This window comes from Microcoleus sp. S28C3 (assembly GCF_036700785.1).
Classification (GTDB): Bacteria; Cyanobacteriota; Cyanobacteriia; order Cyanobacteriales; family Microcoleaceae; genus Microcoleus; species Microcoleus asticus.
Genome location: NZ_JAUBPO010000168.1, coordinates 1 through 10,248, shown reverse-complemented (window position 1 = coordinate 10,248; position 10,248 = coordinate 1). Strand labels below are relative to the sequence as shown.

The following is a 10,248-nucleotide window of genomic DNA, read 5'->3' as shown; positions in this document are numbered from 1 at the left end:
TCTCTCGTCCCCTCGCTATCTCTGAACTCCTCACCTTTCGGGGGTTTCAATATCTCACTCCTTAAGAGAACAGTGTCTCATTTTGCACATTCACTGTGTAACATTTGAAGGGAATCCCATCATTACCAACATTCAAACCAACGAAAATAGGATAATTGAGAATAGCAGCTCGTTCCCCTTCACGCACTCGATATGTACTGTTGAAATGCAGATGCTCTACAGTATCCGGTACTTGATTTTGGGCATAAAAATCAAACAAAATCTGGTGAGTGCCGCCCCCAGGATACGCGGCTACGCGCAAACAGTTCAGCGTAATTTTGATGCAGGCATTTTTGAGCGTTAAGTCAGGGGCAATGTTACCAGCAGACTTGATAGGAAGGGTTTTGCTGCCTGGGGGTGCTGGGGCAATGTAGCCAAAGGCATGAGCCGCGTGCTGCCAGGGTCTTTCAAATAAACTCCACCCCGAAAACGTGGCTGGGTTAGTTGTTTGTTGGTTTTGCGCCGCTTTTATTAATCCAATTTATTTGCTCATGGCAAAAAGATGCAGCATCATTAAGATAGAGACTTAACTGTTCATTGGTTTCTTGACAATTACTTGCTTCTTTGAATTTATCATAGGTGAGCAATCCTAGCTGTCCCAAGCACTTACTGATTCCCAAGGCATCGCGTCTTTGGTTACAAAGCTCCAGACTTCGGTGATACCATCCTTCAGCTTGCTCTAAATTTCGGATTGCAGAAACATCTGTATAAGCCTTGCCCAGATTAAAGCAAAGCGAGGCTTCAGGAGATCTTTCGCTAAGAAGTTGACATAGCTGGATAGCTTCTTCATAGACTTCAACGCATTCAGGCTTACCTTGTTCAGCTAAGATAACACCGAGATTAATTAGAGATACTGCCAACGAGTAAATTGTTTGCTCTTGTTTTCTATCTAACGATTCAGAAAATGGTAAAGCTAAAGCCGAAGTAACACGGGAACGGTTCCAGTCAACACAACGTCTTTCTAATTCTTCTGCTATATTCCAATCTCTTTTGTCTATAGCAATCCGAATCTGAGCATTAGTAATGATACTCCACTGCTCCTCACGATCTTGTAAAGGCTTTCCTGTAGACGGTTCAACAAAATCGATAGCCGTTTTTTCAACGAGATTAATTCTTTCCCTATATCGTCCTGTATGTTCGTAGAATAATATCAATGACTGCATTATATTAATGACTTCTGACCACCACCTATTAGCTTTAGCTAGTTGCATGGCATATAGCAAATTAGATGCCTCGGTTATAAGTTCCAGAATAATATCACGGTTGCCACCTTCATATTCCTTTGCACAATAAATACCAAACGAACTCTTGACTTTTACAAAAGCATAAGTAACTGCGCCATAACTGTTATCATTATCAGATGAATAATATTGCTCAAACAAGATTTTGATATACCAAGGGACAACAGGATGGATAACGTAATAACCATCAAAGGCTTTCACCAGCAATCCTAATTCTGTAGCATGATTGAATAGAGCAATAGCAGGGTAAGCGCATCTTAATTGGTTACTTACGATACAGACAAATTGCCTTTACTGCTAAAATAGGTCAAAGATATTAATTTTTTGGCAAGGAGCAGAGCTAAAATCAACTTATTTTTGCGTTCTCAAACATTCTCAAATTTTAGTGAGTAGGCAAAATGTAGTGTTAAATACTGCTTTTTGCAACTAATAATGCAAGAGAAGGAAATTAAGTTCAGTTAGGACGATTTTTTGAGTTTTTTCTAGATCAAGTGCAAATAATCTGTCAAATTTTATACAAAATTAGATGCGCTTACCCTGAGAGCAATAGCAGTTTCATGAGTTAAGCCTCGTACAATGGGTAGACACCAATCTTTATCAATGTTTCCCATTAAGCAGAATGCTCTCACATCTACAATACCCTGGAAAAAGTGTAGTAGTGCTAGCTTTTTGCGTTCTTCCTCAGTAAAAGCATGGGCAAAGCCATAGCTTAACGACGCACCCAAGGACTTAGATCGCCCTTCCCTCTCATCATCCTCAATTGCTGCCTCACCGGCTCGCAATTGACCCACAAAATTTTCAATCTGCTCCTTAGTTCTCAACCCGTCACGCAGGGCTTGACCCACTAGCACCGTAATCGTCAGCGGATTGCCTTGGCTGAATTGCAGCAAGGGTCGCCAGTCTTGCACCTCTGTCAATTGATGCTCTCGTTTCTCGGCAATCGCTCGCGCCAGTTGCACCCGTTCCTGCATCGGCATTGGGGACATTGCAATCCTAATAGGCAGTTCGCCCAGCCACCCTTGCTCGTCGCGGCGGGAAGTTAGCAGAAATTTAGCCTTTGTCTGCCTTGCCTCCTGCAAAAAGTCCACCAGTTCTTGTTGCTCAGCAGCACTCCACGCCGACTCTGTGCCAGGGGGGAACCCTGCTACCGGCTCAACGTTATCCCAAATCCACAGCACCGACACTTCCCGCAGCACTTCCAGCGCTTTATCTCGCCGCTCGCTATCGTTCAACGCCAGCCAGTGAACTCCCCTTGCCTCAAACCAGTCCCCAAACACCAGACCTATCTTGTCCAGCACCTGCTTCAACGGCACATACCGCTCGAACGAGGTGAACAACACCGGCCCATCCACACCACCGGTCTGCGCGTACCAACGACCAGACTCAGCAGCGGTACTCGTTTTGCCGCCTCCAGCATAAGAGTGCAACAGAACGATGCTTTGAGTATCGAAAGCGCGGTCAAGTGCCAGCAGGGTTTCGTCGCGACCCAAAAAACCGGCATCGGGGCTTTTGGGTAGCTGCGAGTCGAGCATTTGCCGCACTGGTATCGCATCACCCTGGCTGAAGGTGAAGGGCTGTTTGGGAATGCCAGCAGAATTAGGGAAAATTGCCACGGGTGCTGCTTCGTACACCACCGGCACTGTCCAGTCTTGCAATGGTAGTGGGTTGTAAGCAATTTCCCGCATCGGTTGGGCGTGCAGATGCAAACGTCCTTTTGTGACAGCCTCACCAAGGTTTTGACCTTGGGCGATCGCCTCATACAGGTTAGCCACAAACTCGGCAGCGGTGAGAACATAGACGTTGTAGCGCATCGCCACCACACCCGCAACGCCTACATCCATCACCTCTTGGGCCAAAGAGCCATAGGCGCTAGTTTTCCTGTCCGCAAGGGTTTGGCTTGGTGCAGCGGGCGCTTCAATATAAGCTGAGCGACAAGCGTTAAGCACCAACAAGGATACTCCCGTTTCTGCCAGCAATTGACCAAGCAACTCTCCGTGGACCAACTCTTCCAGATCTTGAGATTGAGGGTCGGAGTTTTCAAATATCAGATAGCCACGCATTTTTTTAGGGGGCTTACCCGTTTTCTTGGCTTTTAGATCTTCATATATCCCGTGTCCGTCAAAATGAACGATGTGATAGGACTTACCATCTTCTTTGGCTTGCCGCAGAACCTTCTCTAGCTGGCTATAAGTCGGGGGGCGCAGTACATCTAATTGAAAAACTTCGCTGCCACTGTCCGTCAGCCCCTTAATCAGCTTAGCGGGACTTAGACAAAATAAGGCCCGAAAACAGGCTCAAACCTAGTCACAGTAATATTTTAAGGTAAATTTAGGCTTTTTCTTACTGTGACTGGGTTTGAGCCTGGTTTACCCCTATCGAACTAAATCGCTTTGCCAGAGAGGGATAGAGGCTGATTTGCTCCAAATTTGTCTAAGTCCCGTTAGTTCGCCCATTTTTACCCAACGGTTGTCTGCTGACAACCTTCCTCCGAAAGGCAGTTCAAACTCGGATGGGGGGCTGGAGGCAAGCTCAGCTTTTTTGTACATGATCGCAGGTGGTGATGCACGGGTTTTGACCTATTTTACCTGTTTATCTTGCACTTTATTCTCGATCGTGCGCTCGAAACCTTTCGCGACGCAATATGCGCTCGATTATTCAGCAAGCCCTATTTAGTTGGAGAGTGGGACAGGGCGATCGCTTTACATTTTTCAGGATTTAGGTACTTGACAATGCATCGGGAAAGGTATACAACTTATATATTCGCCTAGCAAAAGAATTGTAATTATGTCTAATACCACTTTCGATAAGAAACCAGCCTTTTTCCGTGTAACGTCAGCGGAAATGTTTTTTGAGGCAGATGTTGAAATTACTGAAGATATTCAGTTGGATGAGGCTGTTGAAAAAGAAATTGATGATTTGATAGAATCGCTCAAACCATCAGAAGCGAATCGACTCAAACCATCAGAAACTAGTTTGGTGTAACTTGTGAGCACAGGAAAAAACAATAATTCTGGCGGTTTTTTCCGTGCTTTTTCATCCGGTAATTCTAAAATTCCTATTATTGGCGTTCCTCTCAAAACCGGAAGTGCAAAAGCTGGCAGTGAAAACGCCCCCTATTATTTGAGAGCTTGCAGTAAAAGGTATACATGGTCAGCATCAAATCCTTTTATTGGCATCATTTCTAACAGTAGTCTTTATTCCTTTTGCATTAAAGATCTAGGAGATATTCCTGGACTTGGCAATGATCATATTTCAAATGTTCAGCTTGTTGAAAGATTTATCGATTCGCTTCCAAAAGACGAAGTGCCCGTATTGATTGGTGGCAACCACTCAATTACGTATCCGGTTGTTCGTTCTTTGTTTAATAGATATCAGAATTTAAAAGTGGTTCAATTTGATCATCATCTTGATTTACAGATATGGGAACAGGGCGCTTGGTGCAATGAGGGATTAGAGACGCTATTCAATACCAATGTAATGAGTCATGTAGTAGATTTGCTCCCGCAAAAAAGCTTGTATCAGCTTGGAATTAATGCCTTATTTACCGTAGAAAAAACGGAACAATATTCAGCGTTTGAATACCTTGAAAAAGTAGCTCAGCAGGTAACATCAACCGAGTACTTGACTCGCGAATTCAGTTATATTGAATCGAGATTGCCGATAAACGAAGATATCTATATTTCTATTGATGTCGACGTATTGGATTCATCCTTGATAAGGGTAACAGGCTATCCCTCTGAAATGGGTATAGGCCTAAATCATCTGATGAGATCTCTCTTCTATCTTTTTCAACATAATCGAGTAGTTGGTGTTGACCTAGTTGAGTTTTCACCACAAGTGACAGATAGGAGTGAAGGCACTATATTAGAAGCTGGTAGAATTTTGTGTATTATCGCATTTATCGTACAGATGCTAGAAGGATATCTTGAAAGTGGAGAATAGATCTGAATTTACTGCTTTTTATCATCCTAATTCTTTTGCAATGTTTCTGTTGGAAGCAAAAGTAGATAGTGATGCTGACTTATTTTCATTGGCAACTCTTGACGAGCTTGTTGGACTCGATCCTGAAGTAGATTTCAGATTTTCTCAAGTATTTGAACCCGGTGTTCTTGCTGAAATATCGGTTAGTTGCAAGTGCAGTTATGCCAACTTGCAAACTGACGCTGGAAGCAATCCTGAAGTGATTGCTGAAATCATGTCGTTCAACTGCGAAGAGCTTTCAAGCCTGCAGATACTTCATGCGGCATCTAAATTATTGGCTATGGGCCGCTTTGGTGCAGTAATCAATTTTCTTAGGGAGCTTAAAAGTAGGAAGTTGTCATTAAGGTTGATGTTCGAAGTTGCAATGTTGGACTTTATACTGCTCAATAGGGTTGCGGAATCTGTTAACTATCAGAAGCAGTTTGAAGTTATGAAACGATGTTGTGAGGCTGACAGACTTCCAGCTGGCAGGATGCTAGACGCTTGTTCTCAAGCTGTGGTTTGGTATTCAAAGCGTAGTTCAATATCAGATGATCTTCACAAATTTTTCTTAGATTTAGGTGATGAGATAGTGAAGTCTACCGACACAACGGATTCTGCAAAATCTTCGTGGTATAGAGGAAGGGCAATGGTATATGCTGACGATAAGGATCAGGTCAGCACACGTCATGCAATGTTAAAAGCAAATGAGTTTGCACAGATGGCAAGCGATAAATCACCGTATTTTAAACACCTTGAAAAGACTTATCTTGAGTCAACTTTGAAGGAGTTTTTGTACTTGCGTAGAGATCCCAACTCTGCAATCGAAATTGCGGAACAGTTGATTGACATGGATATTAATTGGTCTCCTAGTTATTTCGAAAAAGCAGAAATATTTATGCATTTGGGTGACCATCGGAATGCTGGCTTAACTTTTTTGAAAGCAGCATCTGTCGGATTTCCGTATGTTTCGATGAGTTTGAAAAAGGCAGTGCATGAGTTCGAGCAGATAGATGATACTAAAAATTTGAAAGTAGCTCTAGGTGAACTAGCACGCTTTGATCGTTTGGTTGTGCAAAGCACAGTAAAAGATGAATTGTGCGATCTAAAAGATTCTCTTGATCTGTATTTTTCTGAATCGAAATTGAGAGGTGTATGATGCTTGGTTCAGCTACCTTCAAAGCCTGGCCTGATAGAAGTGCAATTGGTCCATCAAAGTCCTTTGACTGTTCGATAGAACCTCAGATTGTTAAGATTAGAAAACTCTCGTATTTCAACAAAACTAAACAGCAAGAAATCGATGTTCCAATTTCTTCTTGTCCTGTTTTTATTGGGGAGAACTTGCTCGTTGCATCTGATGATGGATATGTGCAGTTGTTTGATAAAGACTTAGAAAACGCTCTTTGGAAAAGAAGAATTTTAGGCTCCCCTTATGCGCCTCTACTGATACATGGGAGTCCTCCTCATGTTTTAGTTACAACCACAAACGGTCTAATTGCCAGTTTTTCTTTAAAAGGTGAATTGATTTGGGAGACAAAACTGAAATTTGGAGTTCTTGGTGCTCCATTAGAAATCACAAATGGTGTGATCGCAATTACTCAACACAATGGCTATTTATTTTTTCTAGATGGAAAAACTGGTGCGGTTACTGGTAGTGTTTATTTGCCGTGTTCTGTCAAATGGCCATCTGGTTCCATATCTCTGAATCGAGATCCTTATTCAAGTCCTATTTCTGGAGTAAAGAACTTGATAATTGCAAGAGGTAGCGATGTATTTTGCATCAACCCTCATAGTTTTGAAATCGAATGGAAGGCTAAATTAGGCGGATTGCAAAAAGCGACTCTTGCCTATGATCTAAATACCGGTCTTGTGTTTGCTGCTAATTGTGATGGTACCTTATACATCCTTGATGAATGCACAGGTGAAGTAGTTGAAGCTATCTCATTTGGAGAAAAGATGATTTCTAGCCCAGCAATCGTAGATGGAGTTTTGGTTTTCTCTGGTTTGGGTGGGAAGTTGCGTGGTTTTGATATTTTAAAACGAGAGCTGTTGTGGGTTAGGAATTCACCAGTTGAGGGTTATACATCGGTTGTTCCACTTAAAGACTCGAAAGTATGTTTTGTTAATAGGCGTGCTTCTTTGGAGTGTGTTGATTCAGATAGTGGTCGTTTTCTCTGGGAGACTTCAGAGGTTTTGGGTATACCGGGTCATGATTCAAAGGTGGATACAACGCCAGTTGTTTCTAGGAGTGGTTTAATTGTGAGCACTTCGTACTCTGGTTACATCTGTCTATACACATTTGGAGAGAACTAATGCAACAGCAACAAAATTTTCTTAATAAACCAGTAGAAGAGCTTCGACATATTTTGACTGCATGGATAGACAGAATTTACCAATTGTCTGAAATGAAAATATATGATGGAACTCTAATAGAGGTTACTACGATATACAATAATATTGCATATTTGTTTTTGTATCTTGAAGCCAACGAAGATTTCTCAACTTATGATCAGTTGAAAGATTTGAGAGATATTGTTCATCAGGACAAGGATTTGGACAAAAGGATGTTGAGAGGAATGAAATCTTTTAAGTCGAAACATCCTCAATTGGAAAAAAGTCGGATTGCTTACATTGAACAGCTTGAAGATCGTATATGTAGTAAGTCCTTTACTGAATCGAATATAGCTTTAGAAATCGCTAAGACTCAATTTCAAGAATCTGTTGAACAATTGGAAAAAGTATCTGTGGATGTGTTAGGAAAGCTTGGGTTTGGCAAAACATTAAGTCGCCATAGCGAGTATTCAATCATCAATGGAATTAAAGACAATCAGTCGCGAAGTAAATTTATACAATACCTTAAAAGTTGTAAATTGGAGTCGGCGATTTCAGCTGCGGAAGCGTTTGATAATTTAGTGAGTGCAAGACATTTTCAAGCTCGCACTGCCGGATTTGATTCCTCTTTGATGCAATTTATGTCTAAAGCTACTGTTAATTTAGATGAAGTTAATTCGTATATTTACAGAAATATACAAGAAGCAGTAAAAGTCTCTAAGAAACAGGCTGATGTTATAAAACAAGAACTGTCTGTAGAGTATTTTTCACTAGATCATATGGGTGCCCTGATTCGAAGAAGAAATAATTCTTGGAAGGCTCCTTTATTTGACCTTCAAGAATGTATCGAGATTGCTAGAAAAGCAGTAGTCGCAACTTTCAATGCTGATTTGAAGATAGAAGAAAAGGGGGGAGGCGACAGATTTATCACTCTGGCAGTCGTTGATGATGGCAAAGTGCTAGGGCGAATTCACCTTGATCTTTGGACTTCAGATAGAAAGCGCGTGAAGCAGAATTTCACAATAGGACTGTTAAATCGCACTTCTATCAATGAAAATTTTCAGGCACCCGAAGCGTATGTGTGTTGTCGAATTTCAAAACATCAAGATGGGCATAGTTATTTGAATTTTCAAAATGTGCATAGTTTGTATCATGAGCTTGGTCATGCGTTAAATCATGTCTTTAATCAGATGTGCGTTTCAAATTTGACTGGACTTGAGTATTTACCCTTGGAACGCCTTGAAGTAATGAGTATGTGGTTTGAGAAACTTGTTTTTAGCCATCACTTTGCTAATGGATTTAGTGATATTGAGTTAAATGACATTGTTCGTTGTCAAGAGGTAAAAAAATCTGAATATACTTCAACAGTGCTAACCAAGTCATTGGTTGCAGCATTGGATTTTGAATGTCATAAAATGCCAGGTATTAAGATTTACGAAATTTTCAATGCATTCGTGGAAAAATATGGAATCTCAAAATTAATTGATTTTAGTGATCTTATTTCATATTTTTCATGGCCAAGTTATATGTCGTATCCTGGTGCCAATTTTATCTATCTTCTTGGCGCTTCGAGGAGTTGCGAGGATGCGGTGAAATATGGCCACTCTGAATCTGGAGAATACTTATTTGATTGTTTAAACCACGATTATAAATTTAGATTTCCTAACGTAACAAGTCTTTATGAGTTTTATGCGGATAATTAAGGTGGGTGAATTGAAATGAGTTTAAAGGAAATAGCCAAAAGGTTATTCATAGATAAAAATAACGTTCAAGAACAAATACTGAAAACTTCAATATTCGATAACGAAGTTTTGCCTATTCAAGTTGACGAAGTGTCAGCGAAAATTCTTTCTTTACTTGTTGCAGTACACCGACCTGTATCTGTGTTAGAAATTGGTACACACTTTGGCTATTCAACTTATGCAATTGCTAAAAACTTAGGAAACGATGCGAAATTTATAAGTTTAGACATTTCGGAGTCAACACAACGCCTCGCAGCAGCCAATTTAGCAACCGCAGGATTATCGGATCGTGTTACGCTAGTGTGTTCTGACGTTATTGAGTATCTTGAAAAGTTCCCTGATGAACGTTTTGATTTTGTTTTCATAGATGGTGCTAAGGTTGAGTATTGGGATTACCTGGTGCATATAGTGAAAAGAATTAGTGATGAGGGACTTGTTGTTGCTGATGATGTCTTTTTAGATGGTGATTTTAGTGCTGAGCCTGGTACTTATCAAGAGATGGAAGACTCAATTAAAAAGTTTTTGGTTTTCCTGCACAAGGCCGACTTTATTGATACCACTCTAATTCCAACTGAGATGGGGATGACTGTGTCTGTTTTCAGAACGAGACCTAGTCGAGTAGACATTACAGCCGGTTAAGGCGTTTGAGTAGCAAGTGATACTGATCTGACTGGGTGACAACCTAGCTAGATGGCTTGCTGTATAATTCTCATTGCCCTCAGTCCCTTCTGATAAAATAGTAGTTTGTTGCGATTAATACTGATCAATTCTGCTACCCATTCTTCCACAAATTCCTTAGTAATGCCCCACATATCCCCATATAATCCTAACCAAAAGTTACTATTTTTACTTACAGGACTTAGGAATGAAAAATAAATAAGTTGATGACTTATCGGTTATAATCAAAAAAGTGTGAGATGACAATTTTCACTCCT

Annotated in this window: 8 protein-coding genes; 6 read left to right on the top strand and 2 right to left on the bottom strand. The window is 40.9% G+C overall.

Annotation, left to right across the window (positions count from 1 at the left end; genetic code table 11):
• Positions 1-479: 479 nt before the first annotated feature.
• Together QUA13_RS30025 and QUA13_RS30020 are read right to left on the bottom strand one after the other, a co-directional pair.
• Positions 480-1,481 carry a tetratricopeptide repeat protein gene (locus QUA13_RS30025; RefSeq protein WP_333204438.1) on the bottom strand — a complete coding sequence of 334 codons (1,002 nt, stop codon included), beginning with the start codon at positions 1,479-1,481 and terminating at the stop codon, positions 480-482.
• A 311-nt stretch (positions 1,482-1,792) separates the two neighbouring features.
• Positions 1,793-3,484, bottom strand: coding sequence for a CHAT domain-containing protein (locus QUA13_RS30020; RefSeq protein ID WP_333204440.1), 1,692 nt, complete (start codon positions 3,482-3,484; stop codon positions 1,793-1,795).
• Positions 3,485-4,064: 580 nt separating this feature from the next.
• Here QUA13_RS30020 and QUA13_RS30015 point away from each other — a divergent pair.
• From QUA13_RS30015 to QUA13_RS29990, 6 genes are read left to right on the top strand one after another with little or no spacing between them, the layout of a single operon-like run.
• Positions 4,065-4,262 (top strand): hypothetical protein, encoded by a 198-nt coding sequence (locus QUA13_RS30015; RefSeq protein ID WP_333204436.1) that lies wholly within the window; start codon positions 4,065-4,067, stop codon positions 4,260-4,262.
• A 3-nt stretch (positions 4,263-4,265) separates the two neighbouring features.
• On the top strand, positions 4,266-5,222 hold the full coding sequence (locus tag QUA13_RS30010; protein WP_333204434.1) for an arginase family protein: 957 nt from the start codon (positions 4,266-4,268) through the stop codon (positions 5,220-5,222).
• A complete protein-coding gene (locus QUA13_RS30005) occupies positions 5,212-6,399 on the top strand; it encodes a hypothetical protein (protein WP_333204431.1) in 1,188 nt (395 codons plus the stop codon). The genes QUA13_RS30010 and QUA13_RS30005 overlap by 11 nt, the downstream gene beginning before the upstream one ends.
• Positions 6,396-7,553 carry an outer membrane protein assembly factor BamB family protein gene (locus tag QUA13_RS30000; RefSeq protein ID WP_333204429.1) on the top strand — a complete coding sequence of 386 codons (1,158 nt, stop codon included), beginning with the start codon at positions 6,396-6,398 and terminating at the stop codon, positions 7,551-7,553. The genes QUA13_RS30005 and QUA13_RS30000 overlap by 4 nt, the downstream gene beginning before the upstream one ends.
• Entirely contained in the window at positions 7,553-9,274 is a 1,722-nt protein-coding gene (locus tag QUA13_RS29995; protein WP_333204427.1) for a M3 family metallopeptidase, read from the top strand. Before QUA13_RS30000 ends, QUA13_RS29995 begins: the two co-directional genes overlap by 1 nt.
• Positions 9,275-9,289: 15 nt before the next feature.
• Complete coding sequence (locus tag QUA13_RS29990; protein WP_333204425.1) at positions 9,290-9,952, top strand: class I SAM-dependent methyltransferase; 663 nt, start codon at positions 9,290-9,292, stop codon at positions 9,950-9,952.
• Positions 9,953-10,248: the final 296 nt, after the last annotated feature.

Coding starts and splice junctions, on each gene's coding strand:
- QUA13_RS30015 (WP_333204436.1), top strand. CDS start 4,065: ATGTCTAATACCACTTTCGATAAGAAACCAGCCTTTTTCCGTGTAACG.
- QUA13_RS30000 (WP_333204429.1), top strand. CDS start 6,396: ATGATGCTTGGTTCAGCTACCTTCAAAGCCTGGCCTGATAGAAGTGCA.
- QUA13_RS29995 (WP_333204427.1), top strand. CDS start 7,553: ATGCAACAGCAACAAAATTTTCTTAATAAACCAGTAGAAGAGCTTCGA.
- QUA13_RS29990 (WP_333204425.1), top strand. CDS start 9,290: ATGAGTTTAAAGGAAATAGCCAAAAGGTTATTCATAGATAAAAATAAC.